Here is a 26,410-nt window from a genome sequence, read left to right as displayed (position 1 = left end):
GGACACCATGAGAGCCGACCTGGAAATCATCCAAGACTGGATACCGGCAGGCAGCCGTGTGCTCGACCTCGGCTGCGGCGACGGCGAATTGCTGGCCTGGCTGCAGGAGCACAAGCAAGTGACGGGCTACGGCCTGGAGAACGACGCCGACAACATCGCCCGTTGCGTGGCGCGGGGCGTCAATGTCATCGAACAGGATCTGGACAAAGGGCTGGGCAACTTTGCCAGCAACAGTTTCGATGTCGTGGTCATGACCCAGGCGCTTCAAGCCGTGCACTACCCGGATCGCATCCTCGACGAAATGCTGCGCGTCGGCCGCCAGTGCATCATCACCTTCCCCAACTTCGGGCACTGGCGTTGCCGCTGGTACCTGGCGAGCAAGGGGCGAATGCCGGTTTCCGAGTTTCTGCCGTACACGTGGTACAACACGCCGAACATCCACTTCTGCACCTTCGAAGATTTCGAAGAACTGTGCCGGGGTCGGTCGGCCAAGGTCATTGATCGGCTGGCAGTCGATCAACAGCATCGGCACGGCTGGGCCAGCAAGCTTTGGCCTAATCTGTTGGGGGAAATCGGCATCTATCGCGTCAGCAGCCCGGGCTTGCAGGACCACCAGATTGCCGTGTGACCAGCGACTCAGGCAGGTGAAGCCCTGCCAGCCAGCGTCTGCACCGAAGTAAGAGCCGAAGACAGCGACGTAAACCGGCTCAGGTTCAATCAGCAGATTTCATGCAGCAGATTTTCACGCAGCCGATTTTCACGGACTCATCATGACCCTCACCCAGCTTGTATTGGCCAGCCACAACGCCGGCAAACTCAAAGAACTCCAGGCCATGCTCGGCGCGAGCGTTCAGCTGCGCTCGATTGGCGAGTTCAGCACCGTGGAGCCCGAAGAAACCGGGCTGTCGTTCGTCGAGAACGCCATCCTCAAGGCGCGCAACGCTGCGCGTATTTCCGGTCTGCCGGCGCTGGCCGATGACTCGGGGCTGGCGGTGGACTACCTGGGCGGTGCGCCGGGCATTTACTCCGCGCGTTACGCCGACGGTCAGGGTGATGCGGCGAACAACGCCAAATTGCTGGAAGCCCTCAAGGACGTACCCGCCGAACAACGCGGCGCCCAGTTCGTCTGCGTTCTGGCACTGGTGCGCCACGCCGACGACCCGCTGCCGATCCTCTGCGAAGGTCTGTGGCACGGCCGCATCCTCACCGCCGCCAGCGGCGAACACGGCTTTGGTTATGACCCGCTTTTCTGGGTGCCGGAGCGCAACTGTTCAAGCGCCGAACTCACCCCGGCCGACAAGAACCAGATCAGCCACCGCGCCCGCGCCATGGCCCTCCTGCGTCAGCGTCTGAAGCTGAGCCCTGATCAACAATGACTCAGGATTCCACCACCCGGCCGTTGATTCTGGGCGCGGCCGGTTTCTCCTCTGAGGAGCCACGGCCCTCCCTTACCGAGCTGCCGCCACTGTCGCTGTACATCCATATTCCGTGGTGCGTGCGCAAATGCCCTTATTGCGATTTCAACTCCCACACGGCGAGCCCGGTGTTGCCGGAGCAGGAATATGTCGACGCGCTGCTGGCCGATCTCGACCAGGACCTGCCCCACGTCTACGGCCGCGAGCTGAGCACAATCTTCTTCGGCGGCGGGACGCCCAGCCTGTTCAGCGCCGATGCGTTGGGCCGTTTGCTGCGCGGCGTTGAACAACGCATCCGTTTCGCGCCGGACATCGAGATCACGCTGGAAGCCAACCCCGGCACCTTCGAGCAGGTGAAATTCAGCGCCTATCGCGGCCTGGGCATCAATCGCCTCTCGATCGGCATCCAGAGTTTTCAGGAGGCCAAGCTCAAGGCCCTCGGGCGTATCCATAACGGCGATGAAGCGGTGCGCGCGGCGGAGATGGCGCGTCAGGCGGGTTTCGATAACTTCAACCTGGACCTCATGCACGGTCTGCCGGATCAGTCCCAGGAAGACGCCCTTGGCGACCTGCGTCAGGCGATCGCCCTCGCCCCGACGCACCTGTCCTGGTATCAACTGACCCTCGAGCCGAACACGGTGTTCTGGAATCAGCCGCCCACGCTGCCGGAAGACGACATTCTCTGGGACATTCAAGAGGCCGGTCAGACGCTGCTGCGGGAAAACGGCTACGCCCAATACGAAGTGTCTGCCTACGCACAGCCGGAGCGCGAAGCCCGACATAACCTGAACTACTGGGGCTTCGGGGACTTTATCGGAATCGGCGCGGGGGCCCATGGCAAGCTCAGCCACCCGGACGGGCGCATCATCCGCACTTGGAAAACCCGGCTGCCCAAGGATTACCTCAATCCGGCCAAGGCCTATCAGGCTGGCGAAAAGCTGCTGCCACTGGATGAGATGCCCTTTGAATTTTTGATGAACGCCCTGCGCCTGACAAAAGGCGTGGACGCTGCATTATTTCAGCGCCGCACCGGTCTAAGCGTCGATTCGCTCGCCAGCGCCCGTCTTGAGGCGGAACAACGCGGCTTGCTGGAGACCGATCCGTTACGGCTGGTGGCGACCCCTCGCGGCCAGTTATTCCTCAACGACCTGCTGCAGCACTTTCTTCTGTAAGGCTCAACACTAAGGACACTGAATGGAATTCGTACTCGACTTGCTGGCCACCGTGTCGCGCTGGAGTCGCAGCAACTTATCGGAGATCGCTTTGGCCTTGGTCGGCTGCCTGCTGATTCTGTTCGGGACCGACATCAAGGGCTGGATCGAAGGCCGCCTCGGCAGCTTTACCGGCGCCTTGCGCATTCCGATCATGGCGTTGCTCTGCACCGTCGGCAGTGGCGCTGCACTGATTTATGCCACGCCGTGGGTCGTGCGCGGCCTGAGCCAGTTCAACAACTACAGCCTGGCGCCGGTGTTGCTGGTGGTACTGGTACTGATCGGTGTGGTGGCTGATCGGAAATAACCGTCCAGAAATGCAAAAGCGCCCCTGCCCGCGGGCGCGGGAGGGGCGCTTTCAAGAAATCACACTCCGCTGTTGCCGAGTGCAATCAGCCCATCAGCGAATGCTCTGGATGCTGCCTTTGTTGCCGGTCACTTTCACGTTCACTTGCTTGAAGATGAAGTAATCGTTGACGGTGACTTCGTAACGCGGCGCGACGATCAGGTCGGAACCGGACGATTTGACGGCCTTGAAGGCCGCGGCTGCTTTGGTGGAGGAGATCGGGTCCGGCAGTGGGAGGCCCATGCCACCGCCGCTCGCACCGCCGTAGGTCACGCCGTCGGCAAACTGCGTATCGCCGCCGATATTCAACCAGCCGAACAGGACATTGGTGGACGACTCGCCGCTGATGGCTTCACCGACTTTGACGTCAGCCTTCAGATCAGTCTTCACGTCGCCGGACAGCGAAGCGCTTGGCTGGCTGACGTTGTAGCTGACACACCCGCTGGTGGTCGCAATCAGCGTGGCGATTGCAGCCATTTGCCAAAACTTGTTCATCTTCATTCCTCGTCATCAATATTGATATATGCAACGGCGGGGACTATGAAGATCAGAACTGAAAAGGGATGTCGGACGATTCCGAAGACCCTGTAGCTTTATTAGGAAGAAATCGAAGGGTGCGTCATACAACGCAAATTGTTGGCTGAAATGTGCTGTAAAAACTCAAAAGCGGCCGCTACCGGGCCGCTTCTGGTCAAGAAGTGATCAGGCCAGCTTCTCGAACTTCAGGTCCCAAACCCCGTGACCGAGACGTTCGCCACGGCGCTCGAATTTGGTGATCGGACGTTCCGCAGGGCGCGGAACGCATTTGCCGTCTTCTGCCAGGTTGCGGTAACCCGGCGCTACGTTCATCACTTCCAGCATGTATTCGGCATACGGTTCCCAGTCGGTTGCCATGTGCAGCACGCCGCCGGACTTCAATTTGGTACGCACCAGCTCGGCAAATTCGGCCTGGACGATGCGGCGCTTGTGATGGCGGGACTTGTGCCAAGGGTCCGGGAAGAACAGCATCAGCCGATCCAGGCTCTTGTCGGCCACGCAGCGGTTGAGCACTTCGATCGCATCGCAATCGTAAACGCGCAGATTGGTAAGCCCTTGGGTCAGCACGCCATTGAGCAAGGCGCCGACACCCGGACGGTGAACTTCCACGCCGATGAAGTCCTGCTCTGGCGCCGCAGCGGCCATCTCCAGCAGCGAGTGACCCATGCCGAAACCGATTTCGAGGGTACGCGGGGCCGAACGGCCAAAGACCTGATCGAAATCAACCGGGGCGTCGGCCAGCGGCAGCACGAACAGCTCCTTGCCCTGATCCAGGCCGCGTTGCTGGCCTTCGGTCATTCGACCGGCGCGCATTACGAAGCTCTTGATGCGCCGGTGATGGCTGTCATCGTCTGGCGCTTTGGCATTTTCGTCATTCATCACTTCATCGTCCGGAAGCGGGTCGGGCGTTTGCGAATCAATCATCAACAGGCTCTTACTTGATCAGACCATCCAGCGGCGAGGACGCGCTGGCATAGAGTTTCTTGGGCATACGGCCGGCCAGGTAAGCCATGCGTCCCGCCAGAATGGCGTGTTTCATGGCTTCGGCCATCAATACCGGGTGTTGCGCGTGGGCGATTGCCGAGTTCATCAGCACCGCTTCACAACCCAGCTCCATGGCGATGGTCGCGTCGGATGCAGTGCCGACACCGGCATCCACCAGCACCGGGACTTTCGATTCTTCGAGGATGATCTGCAGGTTGTACGGGTTGCAGATCCCCAGGCCAGTACCGATCAGGCCCGCAAGGGGCATCACTGCGCAGCAACCGATTTCGGCGAGCTGGCGGGCAATGATCGGGTCATCGCTGGTGTAGACCATGACGTCGAAGCCGTCCTTGACCAGCGTTTCGGCCGCCTTGAGGGTTTCAATGACATTGGGGAAAAGGGTTTTCTGGTCAGCAAGAACTTCCAGCTTGACCAGATTGTGGCCATCGAGCAGCTCGCGGGCCAGGCGGCAGGTGCGTACGGCTTCGATGGCGTCGTAGCAACCCGCTGTGTTCGGCAGGATGGTGTAGCGGTCCGGCGGCAGCACGTCGAGCAGGTTCGGTTCACCCGGGTTCTGCCCCAGGTTGGTCCGGCGCACTGCAACGGTGACGATCTCGGCGCCCGAGGCTTCGATGGCCAGACGGGTCTGTTCCATGTCCGTGTACTTGCCAGTGCCGACCAGCAGGCGCGACTGAAAAGTACGACCGGCCACGGTGAACGGCTTGTCGCTGCGAACGTTGCTCATCTGAAATCCTCTTTACGGTTGAGGTTCTTGCAGTGCTTGCGGACCCGGCCGCAGCGCGTCGAGGGGCTAGCCGCCACCGATGGCGTGCACCACTTCGACCTGATCGCCTTCGGTCAGCGCCGTGGCGGCATGCTGGCTGCGCGCAACAATGTCCAGATTGAGCTCGACGGCAACTCGGCGCCCGGTCAGCTCCAGACGCGACAGCAATCCCGCGACGGTCTCGCCATCGGGCAGCTCAAAGGATTCACCGTTCAACTGAATGCGCATGCGAGAGGGCAGCCATCATTTTAGGGGGCGAGCATTCTAGCCCGATCGGTCGGTATGACCAAGGCAAAGCCACGCCATTCGTCTTCGGCGTGGCCGAGTGCTTGCAACGCGTCCGCGGCAGACGAGCGCTCCAGACGGGATTAAAGCGTATCGAGTCCCAAGCGCCATGCCGTCCAGCCGAGAATCGCCCAGCCGATCAGGAAAAACAGGCCACCGAACGGGGTGATGATTCCCAGCTTGGTCGCGCCCGTCAGTGTCATCAGGTAGAGGCTGCCTGAAAACAGGATGATGCCCAGTGTGAAAGAGATGCCGGCATAGGTGACGAGCCGGCCCTGGATCTGCATCGCCAGCAGTGCTACGCCAAAAATCGCCAGCGCATGAATCAGCTGGTAGAGCACGCCGGTGTGGAAGACCGCCAGGTATTCGGGGGTCAGACGGTTTTTCAGGCCGTGGGCAGCAAACGCACCTAAGGCAACGCCGGTAAATCCGAAGAAGGAGGCCAACATCAGAAAGGTTCGTAACATGTACAACTCCAGGCAAGTTCAATGACGCTTGGTCTGTATAATGGCCCGCTCAACCGGTTCGGCCAAGCCATCTCTATGCTGCAATTACTACTCCGTCGTGTCGCCAAAGGCCTGCTCTGGTTCGCAGCGGCAAGTGTCGTGCTGGTGCTGATTTTCCGCTGGGTCCCTCCTCCGTTTACCGCTTTGATGGTCGAACGCAAGATTGAATCCTGGTTTGACGGTCAGCCCATTGACCTGCAGCGCGACTGGGAGTCATGGGACCGCATCTCAGATGACCTGAAAATCGCCGTCATTGCCGGCGAGGACCAGAAGTTCGCCGAGCACTGGGGTTTCGATATCGACGCCATTCAGGCAGCACTGGTTCATAACGAACGCGGTGGCTCTCTGCGCGGGGCCAGCACGCTGAGCCAGCAGGTGTCGAAAAACCTGTTCCTGTGGTCGGGGCGCAGTTACTTTCGCAAGGGCCTGGAAGCCTGGTTCACCGGGCTGATCGAGGTGTTCTGGTCCAAGCAACGCATTCTTGAGGTGTACCTGAACAGCGTGGAATGGGACGACGGCGTTTTCGGCGCTCAGGCTGCTGCGCAGCATCACTTTCATGTGAATGCGAGCCAACTGTCCACGCAACAAGCGAGCTATCTCGCCGCCGTGCTGCCCAATCCAAGGGAATGGAGCGCCAGCCATCCCAGCAGCTACGTCGCAAGTCGCGCAAGCTGGATCCGCCAACAGATGCGGCAGCTGGGTGGGGAGGACTATTTGATGGGGTTGAATCACAGTAGGAAGTTTTAATTCCTCCACTAGATTGATGTGCCCGGATGGATGGAGATGTATGGTGCGATACGGCGCGCTGTCATAACTGACAGTAGACGCTCCCGCGTCGACAAGTCTAGGGTATTGCTCATGGATCCACTCATGAGCAGGAGCTCGCCATCATGTCAACCCTTTCGTATAAGCCCATCGTTTACACTGGAACGATTGGTGACGTTGACCACGGTACAACCACGCTGACCGCTGCTCTGACTCGCGTTTGCTCCGAAGTTTTCGGTTCGGCTCGTGTTGACTTCGACAAGATCGACAGCGCACCAGAAAAGATGATCAACCGAATCACCATCAACACGGCTCAAATCGAGTTTGACTCCGCAACGCGTCATTACGAACATGTTGGCTGCCCAAGTCACGCCGACTGGGTGAAGTATATGATCACCAGTGCTAACCCGATGGACGGCGCTATCCTCGTTTGTTCTGCTGCTGATGGTCCGACGCCACAAACTCGCGAGTTCATCCGGTTGTGCCGTCAGGTAGGGGTTAAATATATCGTGGTCTTCCTGAACAAGGCTGACTTGGTAGATGACGCTGAGCAGCGGGAACGGGTTGAGATGAGCGTGCGCGATATGCTGAGCACTTACGACTTCCCGGACGACACACCAATCATCATCGGCTCTGCCCGTATGGCGTTGGAAGGCAAAGACGACAACGAGATGGGCACCACTGCCGTCAAGAAGTTGGTTGAAACTCTGGACAGTTACATTCCTCAGCCAGAGCGTGCTGTCGACAAGCCATTTCTGATGCCAATCGAAAACGTATCCTCGATCTCCGGTGGCGGTAGTGTTGTGATTGGTAGTATTGAGCGCGGTATCGTCAGGATTTGTGAGCCACTGGAAATCGTTGGTCTGCGTGACACTACCGTCACCATCTGCACCGGTGTTGAAATGTTCCGTAAGCTGGTCGACGAAGGTCGTGCTGGCGAGAACTGCGGCATTCTGTTGAGAAATATCAAGCGTGAAGACATTGAGCGTGGCCAGGTTCTGGTCAAGCCGGGCACCGTCAAGCCGCACACTCAGTTCGAAGCTGAAATCTACGTTCTAAGCAAAGAAGAAGGCGGCCGTCAAACTCCGTTCTACCAAAACTACAGTCCGCAGTTCAATTTCCGTACTACCGACGTAGCTGGTAGTTGCGAACTGCCGGAAGGCGTTGAGATGGTGATGCCAGGTGAATACGTGAAAGTTTCCGTTACCCTGATCAAGCCAATCGCGATGGAAGACGGTCTGCGCTTCGCTATCCGCGAAAGCGGTCGTACCGTGGGCGTCGGCATTGTTAGCAAAATTCTTAAATAATTGAACCCCACAAACAAAAACGCCCCGATCAACTCGGGGCGTTTTGCGTTTCAGCGCAGCGATCAGGCAGCGATCGACAGTTTCAGCTTGTTCATCGCGCTCTTTTCGAGCTGACGAATACGCTCGGCAGAGACGTTGTACTTCTCAGCCAAGTCGTGCAGCGTGGCTTTTTCTTCCGCCAGCCAGCGCTGATACAGAATGTCGCGGCTGCGATCGTCGAGCACGTTCAGCGCTTCGTGCAGGTTGGCCGTCGAGCTGTCAGTCCAGTCGGAATCTTCCAGCTGACGCGCCGGATCGTAACGATGGTCTTCCAGATAGTTGGCCGGCGACTGGAAAGCGCTGTCGTCGTCGGCTTCTGCCGCCGGGTCAAAGGCCATGTCGTGGCCGGTCAGACGGCTTTCCATCTCGCGCACTTCTCGGGGCTCAACGCCCAGACTTTCGGCAACGCGATGCACTTCTTCGTTATTCAGCCAGGCCAGACGCTTCTTCTGGCTGCGCAGGTTGAAGAACAGTTTGCGCTGAGCCTTGGTGGTCGCGACTTTCACGATGCGCCAGTTGCGCAGAATAAACTCGTGAATTTCGGCCTTGATCCAGTGGACTGCAAAAGACACCAAGCGCACGCCCATCTCGGGGTTGAAGCGCTTCACGGCCTTCATCAGGCCAACGTTACCTTCCTGAATCAGGTCAGCCTGAGCCAGTCCATAACCGGAATAACTGCGTGCGATATGCACGACAAATCGCAGGTGGGCGAGCACCATCTGCCGAGCCGCCCCCAAATCCTGCTCATAGTAGAGACTCTCGGCCAGTTCACGCTCCTGCTCGGGCGTCAGCAGTGGAATGCTGTTAACCGTGTGCACATAGGCTTCCAGGTTTGCACCCGGGACTAAGGCATACGCAGGTTGCAAAGAATTGGTCATACGAAAAACCTCCGACACATAACTCGTGCAGTTCAGCACTGCGAAATTGACCGGGAACCGCTAGACAAGTTCCCTGAGCTGAAAAGTCAATAGGTGAAACAAAATTTACTAACGATGAAGCTACTCAATACTAACGAGGCGCCAACTCTCTTAAATGGCGTGCTACCGCGATCCACGCACCGATATACCCCAACAGCACCGCCCCAAGCAAGAGCGACACACCGTCAGACACTGGCACGCCGGCAAGGGCAAAATCACTGCCGTACAGCCCGGCCAGTTTGACCACTGCGTCGTTCAGCCAGTCCAGCCCGAACGCCAGCACGCCCCAGGACAAGACACCTGCACCCAGCCCGTACAACGCGCCCATATAGAGGAAAGGCCGGCGAACGTAGCTGTCTGTGCCGCCTACTAATTTGATGACCTCGATTTCCGTGCGACGGTTCTCGATGTGCAGACGAATGGTGTTACCGATGACCAACAGCAGTGCTGCGACCAGCAACACCGTCAGGCCAAACACGAACCGATCACCCAGCTTCAAGATAGCGGCTAAACGCTCGACCCAGACCAGGTCCAGTTGTGCCTGCTGCACTTTGGGCAACTCGGCCAGCTGTGTACGTAATGCTTCCAGCGCGGCTTTGTCAACTTCCAGTGGTGTAACCAGCACGACACCGGGCAGCGGGTTTTCAGGCAGTTCCTTGAGCGCCTCGCCCAGCCCGGACTGTTTCTGGAATTCGTTCAGCGCCTCATCGCGACTGATGTACTCGGCATCGGCGACACCGCCCATGTCCTTGATCTGACGGACAAGGCCTTCGCCCTCGCTCGGCGACGCATCCAGCTGCAGATACAGGGATATCTGCGCCGCGCGCTGCCAGGATCCGCCCAAACGCTCGACATTGCTCAGCAACAACGACAAGCCCATCGGCAAACTCAGCGCAATGGCCATCACCAGACAGGTAAAAAAGCTGCCAATGGGCTGCTTGCCGAGACGGCGCAGGCTGTCCAGCAGGCTTGAGCGGTGGGCTTCGATCCAGGCGTTGAACAACTCGCCGAAACTCGGGCCATCGTCGTCATCGCGTTTCTTTTTCTTTTGCGGCGCCGGGTCTGAAGCTTTGGGCGCTACGCGTTCGGACACCTTGGGACTGCGAGTGGCACTCATACGCCAGCCTCCCCGTCGCCGATCAGTCGGCCGCGTTGCAACGTCAGCATCCGATGGCGCATCCGCGCGATCAATGCGAGGTCATGACTTGCAATCAGCACGCTGGTGCCCAATCGGTTGATGTCTTCGAACACACCCATGATTTCAGCTGCCAGTCGCGGGTCGAGGTTACCGGTGGGTTCGTCCGCCAGCAGCAGGGCCGGGCGGTGAACGATGGCGCGGGCGATGCCCACGCGCTGTTGCTGACCGGTGGACAAATCGCCCGGGTACAGCTCGGCTTTGTCCGATAACGCAACGCGCTCAAGGGCCGAGTCGACGCGCTTGACTACTTCGGTCTTGGACAGGCCGAGGATCTGCAGCGGCAGCGCGACGTTATTGAACACCGTGCGATCAAACAGCAATTGGTGGTTCTGGAACACGACGCCGATTTGCCGACGCAAAAACGGAATCTGCGCGGTGCTGATCTGACCCAGGTCCTGACCCGCCAGCAACAGCTTGCCCGTGGTGGGACGCTCCATCGCCAGCAGCAGGCGCAACAAAGTGCTCTTGCCCGCGCCGGAGTGACCGGTCACAAACAGAAATTCGCCACGACGTACTCGAAAGCTCAGCTCATGCAGGCCGACGTGTCCGTTCGGATAGCGTTTACCGACCTGTTCGAAACGAATCATGGGCGCTCCCGCTCGGCGAATAGGGCTTGGACGAACGGCTCGGCTTCGAAGGTGCGCAGATCGTCGATGCCTTCACCCGCGCCGATATAGCGAATCGGCAGGCCAAATTGCTTCGCCAGGGCGAAGATCACGCCGCCTTTGGCGGTGCCGTCGAGCTTGGTCAACGCAAGGCCGGTCAGCTGGACTGTCTGGTTGAACTGTTTGGCCTGGTTGATCGCGTTCTGACCCGTTCCCGCATCCAGGACCAGCAGGACCTCGTGCGGCGCGTCGGCGTCCAGCTTGCCGATCACGCGGCGAACCTTCTTCAGCTCTTCCATCAGGTTGTCTTTGGTGTGCAAGCGGCCTGCGGTGTCAGCGATCAACACGTCGATGCCGCGCGCCTTGGCGGCCTGAACGGCATCAAAAATCACCGAAGCCGAATCAGCGCCCGTGTGCTGCGCGATGACCGGGATCTTGTTGCGCTCACCCCAGACCTGCAACTGCTCAACGGCTGCAGCGCGGAAGGTGTCACCCGCCGCCAGCATGACTTTTTTGCCTTCAAGCTGGAGCTTCTTGGCGAGCTTGCCGATGGTGGTGGTTTTACCCGCACCGTTGACGCCCACGACCAGAATCACGAACGGCTTGTGCTGTGCCGTGATGACCAGCGGAGCCTCCACTGGCTTGAGCATTTCGGTCAGTTCATTTTGCAGCGATTTGTACAGCGCGTCGCTGTCAGTGAGCTGCTTGCGCGCCACTTTCTGCGTCAGGTTGCGCACGATTGCCGACGTTGCTTCCACCCCAACGTCCGCGGTCAGCAGCCGGGTTTCCAGCTCGTCGAGCATGTCGTCGTCGATGGCTTTCTTGCCGAGGAACAGGCTGGCCATGCCTTCGCCCAGGCTGGCGCTGGTTTTCGACAGGCCCTGCTTCAGGCGCGCGAAAAAACCAGGCTGCTTGGGTGCGGTTGTTCCTTCGAACGGAACAGGTGGCACGCTGGTTTCAAGAACGGGCACAGCGGCCGCGGCTGGAACCATCGGTGCTGTCGTCAACGGCGGCGTCAGCGAAGGAAGATCATTGCCGGAAACCGGGTCAGGCAGTGCGACCGGGGTCGGCTCGATGGACGGAGCCACCTCGAACGACGTTGTGTCGATGACCGTCGGTTGAGCAGGCACTTCAGCCACAGAAGCGGCGGCGGATTCCACGTTGGATTCGGTGTGTACCGGAATGGGCGGCGTGACGTGAGGCTCGCGCTCATCGGTGAAGGCGACGGGCTCTTCGGCAACGGGCAGGTGAAGCCAGGGATCTTCGATAGGGGCCGAAAGCGCTTCAATCGTAGCGGTTTGTGGCAAGGGTTGCGGTGCGTTTTGCGGCGCGCGCTCGGCCGGGATGGCCGGGGCGTTATGCTGCTCAGCAACCGCCGGGGCCTGATCGGGCACGGACTCTGGCGCTGGAGCGGGGGCATTCTGAGGCGGCTCGGGAGTGACTTCCTGCGGCTTTTTGCGCAGCCATCCGAACAGGCCTTTCTTCTCGCCAGCCGGGGCTGGGGTCTTCTTGTCGTCGTTGGAACCAAACATGGAGGACGGCTATCTCACGGTAACGACGCGCCAGAGCGGCGCCTCTGAAAAATTCTGTATGCGAAACAGACTGCTTTTATGTCCGCTTGTTCATAGGTTGCCCGCGTCAAATGATCGGACCTCGCCAAGCCTTCCTACACGCTAACCCAGGCCAAGTCTTACAAGGTCTGTTTACGGCTCGGACATCTTAGCCATAGTCGTCAGGCAAACTGGCCGCTATCCTAACACCCCCGCGCCCGCTGACGCTAAGCAGGCCGTCTCCAAGGTTCAAATCACGAATGAATGCTCTTGCCCGCTGTGCCGCAGGCCTGCTGCTCAGCACAATCTGTTTGCCCTTCGCCGCATCGGCTGCCGACCCACAACCCACCACCGAATTCACGCTGGACAACGGCCTGAAGGTGGTCGTGCGTGAAGATCACCGCGCACCGGTGGTGGTTTCGCAGGTCTGGTACAAGGTGGGTTCCAGCTACGAGACGCCTGGCCAGACGGGCCTGTCCCATGCGCTGGAACACATGATGTTCAAGGGCAGCTCGAAAGCGGGCCCCGGCGAAGCATCGCTGATCCTGCGCGACCTGGGCGCGGAAGAGAATGCGTTCACCAGCGACGACTACACCGCTTACTACCAGGTGCTGGCCCGTGATCGACTGGCGGTTGCCTTCGAACTGGAAGCCGACCGCATGGCCACCCTGCGCCTGCCCCCTGAAGAGTTCGCGCGGGAAATCGAAGTCATCAAGGAAGAGCGCCGGCTGCGCACCGATGACAAGCCGAACGCCAAGGCCTATGAGCGCTTCAAGGCCATCGCCTACCCCGCCAGCGGCTACCACACGCCGACCATTGGCTGGATGGCAGACCTTGAACGCATGAAGATCGAGGAACTGCGCCACTGGTATGAATCCTGGTACGTGCCCAACAACGCCACGCTGGTGGTGGTGGGTGACGTGAAGCCCGATGAAGTGAAAGCCCTGGCTGAGCGCTTCTTCGGCCCGGTGCCACGCCGCGACGTACCGCCCTCGAAAAAGCCGCTGGAGCTGGCCGAACCTGGTCTGCGCCAGATCACCGTGCATGTCGCCACGCAGATGCCAAGCCTGATGTACGGCTTTAACGTGCCGAGCCTGGCCACCGCCACCGATCCACAGTCAGTCAACGCACTGCGCCTGATTTCGGCCTTGCTTGACGGCGGCTACAGCGCGCGCATTCCGACGCGCCTGGAGCGCGGCGAAGAGCTGGTCACCGGCGCTTCATCCGACTACGACGCCTACACCCGCGGCGACAGCCTGTTCACCATTAGCGCCACGCCCAATCAGCAGAAGAAGAAAACCCTCGCCGACGCTGAAGCCGGCATCTGGCGCCTGCTCGACGAACTGAAAACCAAGCCGCCTGCCAAGGAAGAGCTGGAACGGGTCCGGGCCCAGGTGATCGCCGGATTGGTCTATGAGCGCGATTCCATTACCAGTCAGGCCAGTACCATTGGCGAACTCGAAACGGTGGGCCTGTCCTGGAAACTCATCGATAAGGAACTGGCCGCGCTGCAAAGCGTGACGCCGGAAGACATCCAGAAAGCCGCCCGTACTTACTTCACCCGCGAGCGCCTTGCCGTTGCGCATGTTTTGCCTGAGGAGAAAGCCCAATGAGCCAGCGCAACGAATCCCGCTCTGCGCGAACGCGGGCCTGCTCATTCGCACTCGCCGTGACGTTTGGCCTGTTGGGCGCGGCGTCGGCGATGGCAGAGACCGCCGCGGATGCCCCTAAGGCCATCGACAAGGCCGCCAGCACGCTGGAGTCCCTGAAGGAGCTGGACGGTAAAGCGCCCGCTCGCCGTTCGCTGAACATTCAGTCGTGGAGTACCGCCGAAGGCGCTCGCGTGCTGTTTGTCGAAGCCCATGAGCTGCCGATGTTCGACATGCGCCTGCTGTTCGCGGCGGGCAGCAGCCAGGACGGCGCCAACCCCGGCATCGCGCTGGTCACCAACGCGATGCTCAACGAGGGCGTCAAAGGCAAGAACGTCAGCGCCATCGCCGAAGGTTTTGAGGGGCTGGGCGCTGATTTCGGCAACGGCTCCTATCGCGACATGGCGATCGCTTCGCTGCGCAGCTTGAGCGCCGCCGACAAGCGCGAGCCTGCGTTGAAACTGTTTTCCGAGGTGGTGGGCAAACCGACGTTCCCGGCGGACTCGCTGGCGCGGATCAAAAACCAGTTACTGGCAAGTTTCGAATATCAAAAGCAGAACCCGGGCAAGCTGGCAGGCGATGAGCTGTTCAAGCGGTTGTACGGCGATCATCCTTACGCGCACCCAAGTATGGGCACGGCGAAGAGCATCGCACCTCTGACTTTGGCTCAGCTGAAGGCCTTTCATGCCAAGGCCTACGCCGCTGGCAACGCAGTCATCGCGCTGGCTGGCGACCTGACACGCGCAGAGGCCGAAGCGGTAGCGACCCAGGTTTCCGCCGCGCTGCCGAAAGGTCCGGCGCTGGCACAAACCGTTGCACCGACCGAACCCAAGCCGAGTGAAACCCACATCGAGTTTCCGTCCAAGCAGACGCACCTCATGCTGGCTGAACTGGGCATCACCCGAGGCGATCCTGAGTACGCGGCCCTGTCACTGGGCAACTCGATTCTCGGCGGCGGCGGTTTCGGCAGCCGTCTGATGACCGAGGTGCGGGAAAAACGCGGCCTGACCTATGGCGTGTCTTCAGGCTTCACGCCGATGCAGGCACAGGGTCCGTTCATGATCAGCCTGCAGACCCGGGCCGAACTGAGCGAAAACACCCTCAAGCTGGTCAAGGACATCACCCGTGACTTCCTTGCCAACGGCCCGACCCAGAAAGAACTCGACGATGCCAAGCGCGAACTGGCCGGCAGCTTTCCGCTGGCGACTGCCAGCAATGCGGCCATCGTTGGGCAACTGGGCGCGGTCGGCTTCTATAATCTGCCGCTGACCTACCTCGAAGATTTCATGACGCAGTCCCAGAGCGTCACGGTCGAGCAAATCAAGACCGTGATGAACAAACATCTGGACGCTGACAAGCTGGTGATCGTGACTGCAGGTCCGACCGTCCCGCAGAAGCCACTGCCGCCCCCTACTGACAAACCCGCCGAGCAACCGCTCGGCGTTCCGGAGCACTGATGACCTCGACTTCCAAGCCGCCACGTATCCACAAAGGGCACAAAATCCACACGGGCCTCGGCCAACTGCGGATCATCGGCGGCGAATGGCGCAGTCGGCGTCTGAGCTTCCCTGACGCCCCCGGTCTGCGCCCGACGCCGGACCGTGTGCGTGAAACCCTGTTCAACTGGCTGGCGCCGTACATCGAGGGCGCGCGCGTTCTGGATCCGTTCGCCGGCAGTGGCGCGCTGTACCTCGAAGCCCTGTCCCGCGGCGCCAGCATGGGCCTGGCGCTGGACACCAATTCGATGGCGATTTCCAGCCTGCGCGAGCACCTCGGTACGCTGCGTTGCACGGTTGGCAAAACCGCGACAGGCGACGCCCTTCGCCATCTGGAAACCCAGCCGGCCGAACACTTCGACGTGGTGTTCCTCGACCCGCCGTTCCACCAGGACTTACTGATGCCTGCGTGCACGCTGCTGGAAGAGCGTAACTGGCTGGCGGACAACGCGTGGATCTACACCGAAAGCGAAACCGCGCCCTCCACGCTGGGCATGCCGGCCAACTGGCGCCTGCACCGTGAGAAGAAGGCCGGTCAGGTGCACTACGCGGTGTGGGAACGCAGTGCCGTCGCGAGCTGACCTTCCAGGGTTTACCCCGGCGTTCGGCCTGGGCAATCCGCACTTGCAGACGCTGTGGGGACCGCTCTGGCGTCCGACCACTCACCTAGAGCGCCGGCGCGAGCGCGTCTGGCTTGAGGACGGCGATTTCCTCGACATGGACTGGCACGGGCCACACGACGCCACTGTGCCGGTCGTGCTGGTGCTGCACGGTCTGACGGGCTCGTCCAACTCCCCCTATGTCGCCGGGCTGCAACATGCCATGGAAAAACGCGGCTGGGCGAGTGTCGCCCTTAACTGGCGAGGCTGTTCAGGGGAGCCAAACCTGTTGCCCCGCAGCTATCACTCCGGCGCCAGCGAAGACCTTGCCGCCGTGATCGATCATCTGCGCAAGGCCCGGCCATTGGCGCCGCTTTACGCTGTCGGGTATTCCCTCGGCGGCAACATTTTGCTCAAGCACCTCGGCGAAACCGGCCTCAACAGCCACCTGCAAGGCGCTGCGGCGGTGTCGGTGCCGTTTCGACTGGACGAGTGCGCCGACCGGATCGGGCTGGGGTTTTCCAGGGTTTACCAGCGGCACTTCATGCGCGAGATGGTCGGCTACATCAAGGACAAGCAGAGACGCTTTCAGCATGAAGGTCTCAGCGATGGCCTTGCAGAATTGGCGGCGCTGGGTTCGCTGAAAGACATGCGCACATTTTGGGATTTCGACGGGCGTGTGACAGCGCCGCTCAATGGATTCGTGGACGCCCATGATTACTACCGACGCGCCTCCAGTCGGTACTTCCTCGGCGCCATCCGCACGCCAACCCTGCTGATTCAGTCCCTTGATGACCCGTTCGTGTTCAAGCACAGCCTGCCTGAAGCCTCTGAGCTGTCGTCCAGCACCGAGTTCGACCTGCAGAAAAAAGGCGGCCATGTGGGTTTTGTCGGCGGCACGATTAGAAAGCCGACGTATTACCTGGAGCAGCGGATTCCGGCGTGGCTGACGGACATCCATGGCGCGCAGACACACCGCTAACGCCTGCACGATCGTTCAAGACACGTATGCGCCACCCGCATAACATCGGGACATAAGGAGAAAAACCATGTCCCGACATCAATTCTTCGTCCGCGGCCTTCGCGACAGCCTGCCGATGCTGGTCGGCATTGCCCCGTTCGGCATTATCTTCGGCACCCTCGCCGGCGTGGGCGGCCTGACGCTTTGGCAGGCGGTCGGCATGTCGATGTTCGTTTACGCAGGATCGGCGCAGTTCATCGTTATCAGCCTGATGGGCGCCGGGGCCGGCGCGGTGGTGATTCTATTGACGACGTTCATCGTCAATCTGCGCCACGTGCTGTACAGCGCCACGTTGCAGCCTCAGGTTCAGGGGCTGCCACAACGCTGGCGACTATTGCTGGCGTTCTGGCTGACGGACGAAACCTTTGCCATCGTTCAACGCCACTACCTGGTCCACGGCCGAACGCCGCTTGCACATTGGTACTGGCTTGGCGTGGCGGGCTCGCTGTATGCCTGCTGGGTGAGCAGCTCACTGGTGGGCGTGCTGTTTGGTCAGGCTTTTCCCGACATGGCCAGCTGGGGCCTGGAGTTCGCGATGCTGGCGACCTTCATCGGCATCGTCGTGCCCCTGCTGCGCAATCAGCCACAAATCGCCGCCGCGTTGGTCGCTGGCGCCGTTGCCCTGTTAACGTGGTCGTGGCCCTACAAGCTGGGGCTCATGGCCGCAGCCTTCAGTGGCATCGCGGCGGGGGTACTGCTGGAAAGACGACAGCCAGAAAGGCAGGACGACGTGACCCCGAACGAGGTGCGCCCATGACGTACGGGTGGCTGATTCTGGGCATGGCCGCGATCACTTTTCTGATGCGCTACAGCCTGTTCGCCTGGCCGAACCTGCGTTTCCCGCCGCTGGTGCGCCAAGGCCTGCATTACGTACCCACCGCCGTGCTGACGGCCATCGTCGTCCCAGGCATGTTACTGCCCGACGGCGCGCACTGGCAGTTGTCCCTGGACAACCCCTATCTGCTGGCCGGGATCGTGTCGATTGGCATTGCGGCCATCAGCCGCAATCTTCTGGCGACCATCGGCGGCGGGCTGCTGGTGTTTTTCTTGCTGCGCTGGGCGATGGGGCAGATGTGAGGCAAACACGCCGCCACCTCAGTCCCCGGTCGCGACGCCACGCTGCGGATCATTGATCCACTCGCTCCACGACCCCGCGTACAGTGCCCCCAATGGATACCCGGCGAGGGCCAAGGCAAACAGGTTGTGGCAAGCCGTCACGCCGGAGCCGCAGTAGGCGACGAGCTCATGAGCAGGACGGCCTTGTAACGCCTCGGCAAACCGCTGCTTAAGTTGCTCTGCCGGAAGAAAGCGGCCATCCGGTCCGAGGTTGTCGGTGAACGCCGCGCACTGCGCGCCAGGAATGTGCCCCGCAATAGGGTCGATGGGCTCGACCTCACCCCGGAACCGCGCGGGGGCACGGGCGTCGATCAACGTCATGGAGGGATCGCCGATGCGCGCCAGCAGTTGCTCGGCCGTCAGCACCATCGCGTCATCCGGCACGCCTTCAAACGCACCTTCGGGTTGATGCGGCGGATCAAGACTCAGCGGTAAACCCGCCGCGTGCCAGGCTTTGAGGCCGCCATCGAGCACATACACACCGTCGCGCTTGCCCAGCCACGTCAATAACCACCAGGCTCGGGCGGCGTACGCACCCGGCCCATCGTCGTACAGCACGATATCGCTCTGATTGTTCACACCCCAGAACCGCAAGCGCTCGATCAGCGCCTGTGGATCCGGCAGCGGGTGGCGGCCGGTCACGCCTTTGGTGATGGCCCCGCTGAGATCATTGAGCAAGTCAGCGTAGGAAGCGCCTTCGATATGGCCCTCTGCGTAGCTGCGCTGGCCGTAGTCCAGATCGTCCAGCGACGAACGACAATCCAGTATCACAAGCCCGGGCTGGGTCAGGCGTTCTGACAATTGTTGCGGGCTGATCAATTGCGCGATGGACATGACAGACTCCTGCAGGCAGTAAAAAAGGTGATGACGATCGAGTGAGATAACCGGCGCGATTCAGCTAGCGTCCTCCAGTGCCTTGGCCAATGGCACATAAAACTCCGCGCACAGCGCATTCACCGCTTCCCGCGCCTGGGGCGTGACGTAAGCCAGCTCCAGTATCAACACCTGATAGACCCCGCGTCGAATCGCGTCATCATTCAGGTGATCGGCGTTTTCCCGCGTGGTGCAGAGAAAACGTACCCAGGACGTAAGAATGATCCACGCATTGAGCGTCAGCGATTCGATCTGGACCTTGTCCATGCTCAGAATCTGCGCGTCGACAAAGCCGCTGTAAATGGACATCGCCTTGATCAGGCAGTGTTGGGAGAAGCGTCGGTAACGCACCGCCAGCTCAGAATCGGTTTCAAGCAGGTGCTCGAGATCGCGGTGCAGAAAACGGTAGCGCCACATGCCGTCGAGAATCGCCATCAAGTAATGACGCTTGTCTTCGACACCCGGCAGACGGCCCTTGGGCGGGTGCAGAAAGCTGTCGACCAGGGTTTCGTATTCGGTAAACAACTCGGCGATGATCGCCTGCTTGTTGGGGAAGTGGTAGTACAGATTGCCGGGTGACATTTCCATGTGCGCAGCGATGTGGTTGGTGCTGACGCTGCGCTCGCCCTGCTGATTGAACAGGTCCAGGCTGCTATGCACGATGCGTTCACGTGTGTTGATGCGTACGGTTTTGATGCGCGGCGCCATGTTCAACTCGAACGTCGAAATGTAACAGGAATGTGCCGGATCTTAACGCAAGCGTCGGGCCCGTTGCAGACTTCATCGCTCCACGGCAGTCGCCAGCCTGAGCCGTACCACCGCTGCCACACCCACCCCGAGCACGCCCGCCGCCAGCGCGTTGATCAAAATGACGCCGCGCAGCCCGATAGGCGCCGTCAGCACGCCGACCAGCAGACCGGCCAACGGTTGCGACAAGTTGTTTAGCAGCGTGATGACGCCCACGGTCTTGCCGAAGTCGCGCGCCGGGATGACCCGCTGACGGATGCTGCGCATGTACACGTTGAACATCTTGTCGAAGCCGACGATCAGCAGAAAGCCTACTAGGTAGACCTCGGATGACGCACTGGTAGCGGTAATGAATGCACCCAGCAGCAAGGCGATGTATGACATCGCACCGAGCAGTTTCAGCGGCAGGCTTATCCGCGCCAGGACAAACAGAATCGCGATGGTCAGCAAGGCGCCCGCCGCCTGGAGGCCAGCGTAAAAATCTTTGCTCTCGCTGAATGAGCCGATCACCATGGCGGCGGAGCTGGCCAGCGTGACGCCGACGATCAGGTTGACGCCGACCGCCAGCAAAATGATCTTCTGCAACTCGGCCAGCCGGCGAATATGCCCGAAAGCGATTTTCAGTGGCTGAGTCCAGATGTCGGCGTGTTGATCAAAGCGCTCCAGCGTGACGTCGCTGTTGCGTTGCCAGACGCGCATGGCCAGATCCGCCGCGATGAAGACCAGCGCCACACCGATGACGACCCCCCACCACGGGCAGATTTCCAGCGCCAGCGCCGCCAGCAAAGGGCCGAGCACCAAGCCACTCTGGTCGGCAATCTGAGAGTAGGACAGCGTCTTGCCGTAGCGGTAATCCGGGAAAATGTGCGGCATCACCACCTCACGGGCCATGATTCCCTGGGTGGTCAGGACGCCGCATATTGCCGACAGACCGATCAGCCAGCCGATGCCGCCCAACAGGCCGTACAGCCCCATGGCGACCAGGCAGATCAAGGCGCGATATATCTGGCTGATGTGCAGCAGCCGGATGGGCGAGTATTTGTCGCAAAGCGCGCCGCAAATCGGGAAGGCAAGGAAGCGCGGCAACGTCTCGACGAAGAACGCCAGCCCTGCCAGTGACGCGCTGTTGGTGCTCTGGAACACAATCAGCGGCACCAGAAACAGGAGAACCTGATCGGCGAGGCGCGAGAGGAACAGGGAAAGAAAAAACGCCAGATAATCCGTGCGCATTGAGACTCCGTGTCAGGTGATGCAGGGCGGCAGTTCAGTTGTTAGCCCGGACAGTCTGGCGTGCGCCTGCGAGCGAATGCAAGAACCTTTGACTTCGTAGAGCAACGACTCTAAAAGCACTGCATAACGTCAATCAGGACCGCTGCGATGCCCGTCGAATCCAGTCTTCTGCCCTGTGCAGACGATGCCCCTCCCCTTCGCCGCAGCCTGGAGCAGGTATTCGACGAACAACGTCGCGCATTCGCGGCCATCCGATGCCGACGCTGCAAGAACGCAGGCAATGGCTCGACCGCCTGCACACGCTTCTCAGCACCGAGCGTCAGGCGATCATTGATGCGATCAGCGCTGATTTCAGCCACCGCAGCGCCGATGAAACGCTCCTCGCCGAGCTGATGCCCTGCCTGCACAACATCCGCCACGCCCAACGTCACTTGAAGAAATGGATGCGGCCTTCGCGCCGAAGCGTCGGCCTGGCGTTCCAGCCCGCCAGCGCCAAAGTCGTTTACCAGCCATTGGGCGTGATTGGCGTGGTGGTGCCGTGGAATTACCCACTGTATCTGGCCATCGGGCCGCTGGTGGGCGCGTTGGCGGCGGGTAACCGTGTGATGCTTAAGCTCAGCGAATCCACGCCCGCCACCGGCACCTTGCTAAAAAGCCTGCTGGCACGAGTGTTTGCGGAGGACCACGTCGGGGTTGTGCTGGGCGAGGCGGAGGTCGGCGTGGCCTTTTCGAAGTTGCCGTTTGATCATTTATTGTTCACGGGTGCCACCAGCGTCGGGCGGCATGTCATGCGCGCGGCGGCGGAAAACCTCACGCCTGTGACGCTGGAGCTGGGCGGCAAATCCCCCGCCATCGTGTCCCGCGACGTCCCGCTTAAGGACGCCGCCGAACGCATCGCTTTTGGCAAAGCCCTCAATGCCGGGCAAACCTGCGTCGCGCCCGACTACGTGCTGGTGCCCAGGGATCGCGTTGACGAATTCGTTGAATCCTACAAAGAAGCCGTCACGCGTTTTTATCCCACGCTGGCCGACAACCCGGACTACACCGCAATCATCAATCAGCGGCATGTCGCACGGCTGAATTCGTATCTCGCCGACGCGCAAACCAAGGGTGCCCGGGTGGTTCAGCTGTTCGCCGAGGGGCAGGATCGTAGAATGCCGTTCAGCCTGATTCTGGATGTGAGCGACGACATGCTAATCATGCAGGACGAGATCTTCGGCCCGCTGCTGCCGATCGTGCCCTACGACCAAATCGAGCACGCGTTCGCCTACATCAATCAGCGTCCAAGGCCACTGGCGCTGTACTACTTCGGCTACGACCGACATGAACAGAAACGCGTGCTGGAGCAGACGCATTCGGGCGGCGTCTGCCTGAATGACACCCTGCTGCATGTCGCCCAGGACGACTTGCCTTTCGGCGGCATCGGCGCGTCGGGCATGGGCCATTACCACGGGCACGAAGGGTTTCTGACGTTCAGCCATGCCAAAGGTGTGCTGATCAAGCAACGATTCAACGCCGCACGGCTGCTCTACCCGCCCTATGGAAAGGCAATTCAGAAGCTGATTCAGCGACTGTTCGTGCGCTGATGGGCTTGCGAATTCTGACTGACCCAACACACTTGGCCAGCGGGGCTGGCTGTGGAACATTGTGGGACCGGCTAGCCGGGAAGGCGTCTCGCGTCACACCGCAAATCTGACGGTGCCCACGCCGGCCTCTTCCCGGCTGAAGCCGGTCCCACTATTTGAACGCGATTATCCTGTAGAACTGGCTTTAGCCAGGAAGGCGTCTCGCGTCACACCGCAAATCTTATGGCGCCCACACCGGCCTCTTCCCGGCTGAAGCCGGTCCCACTATTTGAACGCGATCGTCCTGTGGGGTTGGCTTTAGCCAGGAAGGCGTCTCGCGTCACACCGCAAATCTTATGGCGCCCACACCGGCCTCTTCCCGGCTGAAGCCGGTCCCACTATTTGAGCGCGATCGTCCTGTGGGACTGGCTTTAGCCGGGAAGACGTCTCGCGTCACACCGCAAATCTGACGGTGCCCACGCCGGCCTCTTCCCGGCTGAAGCCGGTCCCACTATTTGAGCGCGATCGTCCTGTGGGACTGGCTTTAGCCAGGAAATCGTCTCGCGTCACACCGCAACGCCCCACTGCACTCTTCAGCAGCTTGGCCGGTCCACTGCGCTGCGTTACCATCCAGTCCCCAACGAACTCCGACCAGGACGACGCGATGAACCGAGTGTTGTACCCCGGCACCTTCGACCCTATCACCAAGGGTCATGGCGATCTGGTCGAGCGCGCCTCGCGCCTGTTCGATCAAGTGGTCATTGCCGTCGCCGCCAGCCCCAAGAAAAACCCCCTGTTTCCGCTGGAGCAACGGGTTGCGCTTGCTCGCGAAGCGACCAAACACCTGCACAACGTGGAAGTCGTAGGATTCTCGACGCTGCTGGCGCACTTTGCCCAGGAACAGAACGCGAACATCCTGCTGCGCGGCCTGCGCGCGGTGTCGGATTTCGAGTACGAATTTCAGCTCGCCAACATGAACAAGCAACTGGCCCCGGACATCGAAAGTCTTTTTCTTACGCCGTCCGAACGCTATTCGTTCATTTCATCTACGCTAGTCCGGGAAATCGCCGCGTTAGGCGGTGATATCACCAAGTTCGTACACCCCGCCGTGGCCCAGGCGCTGAGCGAACGCTTCAAAGCCTGAGGCCTTGCGTCGAGGTAAGGTGCATACCGAGCGCTAATGCGGCACAATTCGCCGCATTCGTTTTGATATGCCTCGGTGTCGACCGTGGCAGGAGTATCCATGTCCCTGATCATCACCGACGATTGCATTAACTGCGACGTCTGCGAACCCGAGTGCCCGAACGAAGCCATTTCCCAGGGTGAAGAGATCTACGTGATCAATCCCAACCTGTGCACCGAATGCGTCGGCCACTATGACGAACCGCAGTGCCAGCAGGTCTGCCCCGTGGATTGCATCCCGCTGGATGAAAACCATGTGGAGAGCAAGGACGAGCTCATGGCCAAGTACAACCTGATCACCAGCAAGGCATAACCGAACGCATATCCTGTCGGCATACGTGCTTTCGCCGAAGACACTGGCTTATAACGCCTGTTGAATTGAGCGAGATACGCATGATCTCTATGCTGGAACGGATACCTGTTTTGTCGGGCGCAGTGTTTCTGCTGTGCGTTTGTTCGGCTCAGGCCAGCCCCGATCATCCTGATCAGGCCGCCATCGCCAGCCCGCATCCCATCGCGACGGCAGCCGGTCAGGAAATCCTGGTCGACGGCGGTAACGCATTCGATGCCGCCATTGCCATCAGCGCCACGCTTGCCGTGGTTGAACCTTACGGGTCGGGCCTCGGCGGCGGCGGGTTTTTCCTGCTGCGCCAATCGGGTGTCCCCGTTCAGTATCAGTTTCTCGACGCACGCGAAAAAGCGCCGCTCAAATCCAGACCCAAGATGTTCCACCGCAACGGGATCCTCCAGCCGGACCTGTCCCTGAACGGACCTCTGGCGGCCGCGATTCCGGGACTGCCCGCTGCGTTGGTCGAACTGGCTGAACGCTACGGCCGACTGCCGCTTTCGATCTCGCTGGCGCCGGCCATTCGGGTCGCGTATCGCGGTTTTAAGGTAGACAGTGTTTATCGCGAGCGCGCCAGTTGGCGGCTGTTCGCACTGCGTAATAACAAGGAGAGCGCGCGCCTGTTCCTGCGCAACAACGACGTGCCGAATCTGGGTGACGTCATCACCCAGCCGGAGCTCGCGCAGACGCTGGAGCACCTTGCCGACAATGGTCGCGCAGGGTTCTACAGCGGCCTGGTGGCGCAGGCGATGGTCAGTGGCGTTCGTCGCGCCGGCGGCATCTGGAATTATCACGATTTCGAAGAGTACGAAGTCATAACTCGCACGCCTCTGCGCATTCAGCTGGCCGATCAACGGGAACTGATCAGCGCGCCGCCGCCCTCGGCAGGTGGCATCGCACTGGCGCAAAGCCTGTTCATGCTGCAACAACTGCCGTGGCGGGAGTCAGAGAAAATCCAGCGGGCGCACTTTGTGATCGAGGCACTGCGCCGCGCTTACCGTGATCGCGTGTTGCTCGGGGACCCTGACTTTGTGCCCAATCCGGTGGCTCAACTACTCTCCCCCGACTACTTGCTGCAACTCACCACCAGCATCGACCCCCACCGCGCCACGCCCAACAACATCCTGCCACCCGCCCCGCGCTGGCGTGAGGGCGACAACACCAGCCATTTCGCCGTACTGGACAACGAAGGCAACGCCGTCACGGCGACACTCTCGCTGAATCTGCCCTTTGGCTCGGCGTTTACCGTGCCTGGCACCGGGATCATCCTCAACGACGAAATGGACGACTTCGCCCTCGACCCAAAAGGCCAGGGAGCCTCGGCGGCGGCAGACGGTCACGCCAATGCCATCGAGCCGGGCAAGCGGCCACTGTCGAGCATGAGTCCGAGCTTCATAGAAGGCCCGCAGTCGCTCGCCGCCTTCGGCACGCCGGGCGGCAGCCGTATCCCCAGCATGGTGCTGCTGTCGATGCTGCAGTACCTGGACGACAAGCCGATTGCCAGCTGGGTATCAACGCCGCGCTATCACCACCAGTACACACCGGATGTGGTCGAGTACGAGCCGGGGACATTCACGGAACAGGAATTGGCCGACCTGCGCGAGCGCGGTTACGCACTGAAGGAGACGGCGAAGGATTTTGGCAATCAGCAGGTGTTGTTGTGGCACAAGAACAATGCCCGGGTTGAAGCGGCCAGTGACCCACGCGGCATTGGCGTGTCGACGATCTTCAAACCCGATGGCGCGCTGAAGCTGATGCGCGCCTGCGCCGATCAGTCCTGCTTGCCGTAACCATCGCCGGTGCAACCGAGGCAGCGGACAAATGCCGCCTTGCCCGGATCCACGACAAGCGCCTTGCCGGTACGGCCAATGCCGCCGCCGGTGGCTGTAAACGGCAATGCAACCACAAACAATCCGGCGCCAATGACGGTGGCAACGATGAGAATCGGGCGCGCAATCAGCAGGTCGCCGATCATCGCGTAGGCAGGAGGGCTTTCGATTTCGTAGACGGGATCACCACTGCCTGTCGCGTCCTGAGCCAGCGCAGGCGTGAATTGCAAGCCGAAGAACACGGCCAACGTGGCAGCAAGCATGCGAAACGGGCTCATGGCATGGTCCTTCAGGCTAAGGCAGAGATG

Annotated in this window: 27 protein-coding genes and 2 pseudogenes; 16 read left to right on the top strand and 13 right to left on the bottom strand. The window is 60.6% G+C overall.

Translation table 11 applies throughout. The features are described from left to right. The first annotated feature begins 7 nt into the window (after window positions 1–7). From metW to AC3ISG_RS01135, 4 genes are all read left to right on the top strand, one after another. On the top strand, window positions 8–628 hold the full coding sequence (gene metW / locus AC3ISG_RS01150) for a methionine biosynthesis protein MetW (RefSeq protein WP_122536395.1): 621 nt from the start codon (window positions 8–10) through the stop codon (window positions 626–628). 139 nt (window positions 629–767) lie between these two features. Continuing rightward, a complete protein-coding gene (rdgB, locus tag AC3ISG_RS01145) occupies window positions 768–1,376 on the top strand; it encodes an RdgB/HAM1 family non-canonical purine NTP pyrophosphatase (RefSeq protein WP_489299437.1) in 609 nt (202 codons plus the stop codon). Then, entirely contained in the window at window positions 1,373–2,587 is a 1,215-nt protein-coding gene (gene hemW, locus AC3ISG_RS01140) for a radical SAM family heme chaperone HemW (protein ID WP_489298340.1), read from the top strand. Before rdgB ends, hemW begins: the two co-directional genes overlap by 4 nt. Before the next feature lie 22 nt (window positions 2,588–2,609). Then, window positions 2,610–2,933 (top strand): DUF3392 domain-containing protein, encoded by a 324-nt coding sequence (locus AC3ISG_RS01135; RefSeq protein ID WP_122536392.1) that lies wholly within the window; start codon window positions 2,610–2,612, stop codon window positions 2,931–2,933. 93 nt (window positions 2,934–3,026) lie between these two features. Here AC3ISG_RS01135 and AC3ISG_RS01130 read toward each other — a convergent pair whose 3' ends face one another. From AC3ISG_RS01130 to AC3ISG_RS01110, 5 genes are all read right to left on the bottom strand, one after another. Then, entirely contained in the window at window positions 3,027–3,467 is a 441-nt protein-coding gene (locus AC3ISG_RS01130; RefSeq protein WP_065991133.1) for a hypothetical protein, read from the bottom strand. 207 nt (window positions 3,468–3,674) lie between these two features. Next, window positions 3,675–4,388, bottom strand: a complete 714-nt coding sequence (gene trmB / locus AC3ISG_RS01125) for a tRNA (guanosine(46)-N7)-methyltransferase TrmB (protein WP_489299436.1) — start codon at window positions 4,386–4,388, stop codon at window positions 3,675–3,677. Between the two features lie 55 nt (window positions 4,389–4,443). Then, the gene (locus AC3ISG_RS01120; RefSeq protein WP_065991132.1) at window positions 4,444–5,238 is read right to left on the bottom strand and encodes a thiazole synthase; all 795 of its coding nucleotides are present in this window, start codon (window positions 5,236–5,238) and stop codon (window positions 4,444–4,446) included. A 66-nt stretch (window positions 5,239–5,304) separates the two neighbouring features. After that, window positions 5,305–5,505 (bottom strand): sulfur carrier protein ThiS, encoded by a 201-nt coding sequence (thiS, locus tag AC3ISG_RS01115; RefSeq protein ID WP_489298339.1) that lies wholly within the window; start codon window positions 5,503–5,505, stop codon window positions 5,305–5,307. Window positions 5,506–5,645: 140 nt separating this feature from the next. Beyond that, on the bottom strand, window positions 5,646–6,029 hold the full coding sequence (locus AC3ISG_RS01110; protein ID WP_065991125.1) for a DUF423 domain-containing protein: 384 nt from the start codon (window positions 6,027–6,029) through the stop codon (window positions 5,646–5,648). 75 nt (window positions 6,030–6,104) lie between these two features. Between AC3ISG_RS01110 and mtgA the strand changes: the two genes are divergently transcribed. Both mtgA and tuf read left to right on the top strand, forming a co-directional pair. Next, complete coding sequence (mtgA, locus tag AC3ISG_RS01105) at window positions 6,105–6,815, top strand: monofunctional biosynthetic peptidoglycan transglycosylase (RefSeq protein ID WP_489299435.1); 711 nt, start codon at window positions 6,105–6,107, stop codon at window positions 6,813–6,815. Between the two features lie 143 nt (window positions 6,816–6,958). Beyond that, a complete protein-coding gene (gene tuf, locus AC3ISG_RS01100; RefSeq protein WP_489298338.1) occupies window positions 6,959–8,140 on the top strand; it encodes an elongation factor Tu in 1,182 nt (393 codons plus the stop codon). 62 nt (window positions 8,141–8,202) lie between these two features. On the opposite strand, the gene rpoH is transcribed toward tuf, so the two are convergent. From rpoH to ftsY, 4 genes are all read right to left on the bottom strand, one after another. Beyond that, a complete protein-coding gene (gene rpoH, locus AC3ISG_RS01095; RefSeq protein WP_065991120.1) occupies window positions 8,203–9,057 on the bottom strand; it encodes an RNA polymerase sigma factor RpoH in 855 nt (284 codons plus the stop codon). 130 nt (window positions 9,058–9,187) lie between these two features. Continuing rightward, window positions 9,188–10,213, bottom strand: coding sequence for a permease-like cell division protein FtsX (gene ftsX / locus AC3ISG_RS01090; protein ID WP_122536390.1), 1,026 nt, complete (start codon window positions 10,211–10,213; stop codon window positions 9,188–9,190). Next, window positions 10,210–10,881 carry a cell division ATP-binding protein FtsE gene (gene ftsE, locus AC3ISG_RS01085; protein ID WP_037018829.1) on the bottom strand — a complete coding sequence of 224 codons (672 nt, stop codon included), beginning with the start codon at window positions 10,879–10,881 and terminating at the stop codon, window positions 10,210–10,212. The genes ftsX and ftsE overlap by 4 nt, the downstream gene beginning before the upstream one ends. Continuing rightward, on the bottom strand, window positions 10,878–12,431 hold the full coding sequence (ftsY, locus tag AC3ISG_RS01080; RefSeq protein WP_489298337.1) for a signal recognition particle-docking protein FtsY: 1,554 nt from the start codon (window positions 12,429–12,431) through the stop codon (window positions 10,878–10,880). Before ftsY ends, ftsE begins: the two co-directional genes overlap by 4 nt. Window positions 12,432–12,709: 278 nt before the next feature. On the opposite strand from ftsY, the gene AC3ISG_RS01075 reads away from it, so the two are divergent. From AC3ISG_RS01075 to AC3ISG_RS01050, 6 genes and pseudogenes are all read left to right on the top strand, one after another. Then, window positions 12,710–14,062, top strand: a complete 1,353-nt coding sequence (locus AC3ISG_RS01075; RefSeq protein ID WP_489298336.1) for a M16 family metallopeptidase — start codon at window positions 12,710–12,712, stop codon at window positions 14,060–14,062. A gap of 116 nt (window positions 14,063–14,178) precedes the next feature. Next, window positions 14,179–15,555: pseudogene (locus AC3ISG_RS01070) on the top strand (M16 family metallopeptidase); the annotation flags it as partial. Continuing rightward, entirely contained in the window at window positions 15,555–16,175 is a 621-nt protein-coding gene (rsmD, locus tag AC3ISG_RS01065) for a 16S rRNA (guanine(966)-N(2))-methyltransferase RsmD (protein WP_122536386.1), read from the top strand. The pseudogene AC3ISG_RS01070 and the gene rsmD, both read left to right, overlap by 1 nt. Next, entirely contained in the window at window positions 16,159–17,175 is a 1,017-nt protein-coding gene (locus tag AC3ISG_RS01060) for a hydrolase (RefSeq protein ID WP_489298335.1), read from the top strand. The genes rsmD and AC3ISG_RS01060 overlap by 17 nt, the downstream gene beginning before the upstream one ends. 67 nt (window positions 17,176–17,242) lie before the next feature. Next, complete coding sequence (locus AC3ISG_RS01055; RefSeq protein ID WP_489298334.1) at window positions 17,243–17,971, top strand: AzlC family ABC transporter permease; 729 nt, start codon at window positions 17,243–17,245, stop codon at window positions 17,969–17,971. Then, window positions 17,968–18,291: an AzlD domain-containing protein gene (locus tag AC3ISG_RS01050; RefSeq protein WP_489298333.1), complete on the top strand. Its 324-nt coding sequence runs from the start codon at window positions 17,968–17,970 to the stop codon at window positions 18,289–18,291. The genes AC3ISG_RS01055 and AC3ISG_RS01050 overlap by 4 nt, the downstream gene beginning before the upstream one ends. Window positions 18,292–18,309: 18 nt before the next feature. Here the strand turns inward: AC3ISG_RS01050 and AC3ISG_RS01045 are convergent, their stop codons facing one another. The 3 genes from AC3ISG_RS01045 to AC3ISG_RS01035 all read right to left on the bottom strand — a co-directional run bounded on the left by AC3ISG_RS01045 (window position 18,310) and on the right by AC3ISG_RS01035 (window position 21,180). Continuing rightward, window positions 18,310–19,164: a sulfurtransferase gene (locus AC3ISG_RS01045; RefSeq protein WP_489298332.1), complete on the bottom strand. Its 855-nt coding sequence runs from the start codon at window positions 19,162–19,164 to the stop codon at window positions 18,310–18,312. Between the two features lie 60 nt (window positions 19,165–19,224). Next, a complete protein-coding gene (locus tag AC3ISG_RS01040) occupies window positions 19,225–19,911 on the bottom strand; it encodes a TetR/AcrR family transcriptional regulator (RefSeq protein ID WP_489298331.1) in 687 nt (228 codons plus the stop codon). 72 nt (window positions 19,912–19,983) lie between these two features. Further along, window positions 19,984–21,180 (bottom strand): MFS transporter, encoded by a 1,197-nt coding sequence (locus tag AC3ISG_RS01035; protein ID WP_489298330.1) that lies wholly within the window; start codon window positions 21,178–21,180, stop codon window positions 19,984–19,986. 147 nt (window positions 21,181–21,327) lie between these two features. Between AC3ISG_RS01035 and AC3ISG_RS01030 the strand changes: the two are divergent. From AC3ISG_RS01030 to ggt, 4 genes and pseudogenes are all read left to right on the top strand, one after another. Further along, window positions 21,328–22,766 (top strand): annotated as a pseudogene (locus tag AC3ISG_RS01030) (coniferyl aldehyde dehydrogenase). 643 nt (window positions 22,767–23,409) lie between these two features. After that, entirely contained in the window at window positions 23,410–23,889 is a 480-nt protein-coding gene (gene coaD / locus AC3ISG_RS01025) for a pantetheine-phosphate adenylyltransferase (protein WP_065991094.1), read from the top strand. Between the two features lie 99 nt (window positions 23,890–23,988). Next, window positions 23,989–24,240 carry a YfhL family 4Fe-4S dicluster ferredoxin gene (locus AC3ISG_RS01020; RefSeq protein WP_065991092.1) on the top strand — a complete coding sequence of 84 codons (252 nt, stop codon included), beginning with the start codon at window positions 23,989–23,991 and terminating at the stop codon, window positions 24,238–24,240. Between the two features lie 80 nt (window positions 24,241–24,320). Then, entirely contained in the window at window positions 24,321–26,063 is a 1,743-nt protein-coding gene (gene ggt, locus AC3ISG_RS01015) for a gamma-glutamyltransferase (RefSeq protein ID WP_489298329.1), read from the top strand. On the opposite strand, the gene AC3ISG_RS01010 is transcribed toward ggt, so the two are convergent. Beyond that, complete coding sequence (locus tag AC3ISG_RS01010) at window positions 26,045–26,380, bottom strand: multidrug transporter (RefSeq protein ID WP_122536784.1); 336 nt, start codon at window positions 26,378–26,380, stop codon at window positions 26,045–26,047. The genes ggt and AC3ISG_RS01010 overlap by 19 nt on opposite strands. Window positions 26,381–26,410 lie beyond the last annotated feature (30 nt).

It is taken from the genome of Pseudomonas sp. GL_135, assembly GCF_057834665.1.
This window is presented reverse-complemented; position numbering and strand designations above follow the sequence as displayed.

Excerpts from the sequence above, each read along its gene's own strand:
- ftsE (WP_037018829.1), bottom strand. The coding sequence starts at position 10,881 with ATGATTCGTTTCGAACAGGTCGGTAAACGCTATCCGAACGGACACGTC.
- AC3ISG_RS01075 (WP_489298336.1), top strand. The coding sequence starts at position 12,710 with ATGAATGCTCTTGCCCGCTGTGCCGCAGGCCTGCTGCTCAGCACAATC.
- ftsX (WP_122536390.1), bottom strand. The coding sequence starts at position 10,213 with ATGAGTGCCACTCGCAGTCCCAAGGTGTCCGAACGCGTAGCGCCCAAA.
- AC3ISG_RS01020 (WP_065991092.1), top strand. The coding sequence starts at position 23,989 with ATGTCCCTGATCATCACCGACGATTGCATTAACTGCGACGTCTGCGAA.
- AC3ISG_RS01050 (WP_489298333.1), top strand. The coding sequence starts at position 17,968 with ATGACGTACGGGTGGCTGATTCTGGGCATGGCCGCGATCACTTTTCTG.
- ggt (WP_489298329.1), top strand. The coding sequence starts at position 24,321 with ATGATCTCTATGCTGGAACGGATACCTGTTTTGTCGGGCGCAGTGTTT.
- rsmD (WP_122536386.1), top strand. The coding sequence starts at position 15,555 with ATGACCTCGACTTCCAAGCCGCCACGTATCCACAAAGGGCACAAAATC.
- AC3ISG_RS01010 (WP_122536784.1), bottom strand. The coding sequence starts at position 26,380 with ATGAGCCCGTTTCGCATGCTTGCTGCCACGTTGGCCGTGTTCTTCGGC.
- AC3ISG_RS01135 (WP_122536392.1), top strand. The coding sequence starts at position 2,610 with ATGGAATTCGTACTCGACTTGCTGGCCACCGTGTCGCGCTGGAGTCGC.
- thiS (WP_489298339.1), bottom strand. The coding sequence starts at position 5,505 with ATGCGCATTCAGTTGAACGGTGAATCCTTTGAGCTGCCCGATGGCGAG.
- AC3ISG_RS01035 (WP_489298330.1), bottom strand. The coding sequence starts at position 21,180 with ATGCGCACGGATTATCTGGCGTTTTTTCTTTCCCTGTTCCTCTCGCGC.
- trmB (WP_489299436.1), bottom strand. The coding sequence starts at position 4,388 with ATGAATGACGAAAATGCCAAAGCGCCAGACGATGACAGCCATCACCGG.
- mtgA (WP_489299435.1), top strand. The coding sequence starts at position 6,105 with ATGCTGCAATTACTACTCCGTCGTGTCGCCAAAGGCCTGCTCTGGTTC.
- AC3ISG_RS01045 (WP_489298332.1), bottom strand. The coding sequence starts at position 19,164 with ATGTCCATCGCGCAATTGATCAGCCCGCAACAATTGTCAGAACGCCTG.
- metW (WP_122536395.1), top strand. The coding sequence starts at position 8 with ATGAGAGCCGACCTGGAAATCATCCAAGACTGGATACCGGCAGGCAGC.
- AC3ISG_RS01130 (WP_065991133.1), bottom strand. The coding sequence starts at position 3,467 with ATGAACAAGTTTTGGCAAATGGCTGCAATCGCCACGCTGATTGCGACC.
- coaD (WP_065991094.1), top strand. The coding sequence starts at position 23,410 with ATGAACCGAGTGTTGTACCCCGGCACCTTCGACCCTATCACCAAGGGT.
- ftsY (WP_489298337.1), bottom strand. The coding sequence starts at position 12,431 with ATGTTTGGTTCCAACGACGACAAGAAGACCCCAGCCCCGGCTGGCGAG.
- AC3ISG_RS01055 (WP_489298334.1), top strand. The coding sequence starts at position 17,243 with ATGTCCCGACATCAATTCTTCGTCCGCGGCCTTCGCGACAGCCTGCCG.
- AC3ISG_RS01120 (WP_065991132.1), bottom strand. The coding sequence starts at position 5,238 with ATGAGCAACGTTCGCAGCGACAAGCCGTTCACCGTGGCCGGTCGTACT.
- tuf (WP_489298338.1), top strand. The coding sequence starts at position 6,959 with ATGTCAACCCTTTCGTATAAGCCCATCGTTTACACTGGAACGATTGGT.
- rpoH (WP_065991120.1), bottom strand. The coding sequence starts at position 9,057 with ATGACCAATTCTTTGCAACCTGCGTATGCCTTAGTCCCGGGTGCAAAC.
- AC3ISG_RS01040 (WP_489298331.1), bottom strand. The coding sequence starts at position 19,911 with ATGGCGCCGCGCATCAAAACCGTACGCATCAACACACGTGAACGCATC.
- AC3ISG_RS01110 (WP_065991125.1), bottom strand. The coding sequence starts at position 6,029 with ATGTTACGAACCTTTCTGATGTTGGCCTCCTTCTTCGGATTTACCGGC.
- hemW (WP_489298340.1), top strand. The coding sequence starts at position 1,373 with ATGACTCAGGATTCCACCACCCGGCCGTTGATTCTGGGCGCGGCCGGT.